Origin of the sequence: Blautia sp. Sow4_E7 (assembly GCF_052116245.1) — a bacterium.
Lineage (GTDB): Bacteria > Bacillota > Clostridia > Lachnospirales > Lachnospiraceae > Blautia_A.
In genome coordinates this window covers 1-534 of record NZ_JBQKLL010000136.1, presented here as the reverse complement: position 1 = coordinate 534, position 534 = coordinate 1, and the positions used below count along the sequence as shown (strand labels likewise).

General features: G+C 53.2%; 1 protein-coding gene. It reads right to left on the bottom strand.

Translation table 11 applies throughout. The features are described 5' to 3' along the window. Positions 1-68: 68 nt before the first annotated feature. Positions 69-534 (bottom strand): glucosaminidase domain-containing protein (locus tag ACTQ50_RS19725; protein WP_441485572.1); only part of this gene is annotated, 466 nt, incomplete at its 5' end.

The window sequence follows — 534 nt, the reverse complement described above, 5'->3', positions numbered from 1 at the left end:
CGGTAGCGGTCGGCAATGTCTTCTTCTTTCGTCTCGTTGACAAGCTCCCTCATCAGTCGGTCCATCTGTCACACCTTCTTTACATAATCCAGGCAGATCCATCCGATTCCGTACTTCAGACGTCCCCATCCATTCTTTACTTCCACGATGGTATACTTCTTCTTTTCCTCATCCTTCTCAGCAATGTGTCCGCTGGTGTCGTACTTCTTCGCCGGTCCCTTGCGGATCCACAGCCAGTCACAGGTCGTATTGATCAGGAACGGAACTTTCCATTCGTCTTCCGCCGCGGATGGCTTCGGTGTGGAGCCAGAGCCTGAGGCGTTGTACCTGGTCAGGTTCCATTTTTCGATGATGTTCACCAGTTTGGAGACGTACTTGGTGTCCGTCGCGTATCCGCCATCCTTGATGATCTGGGCTGCTTTTCTGTAGTCCTTCTCGCCTGCCAGCCCTGCGTATCTCTGTTTCTTGCCGTTGGCTGCGTTCAGAAGGTACGCGGAGTGATCGGCAATGGATTCCTCGATACAGCCGTAGCGG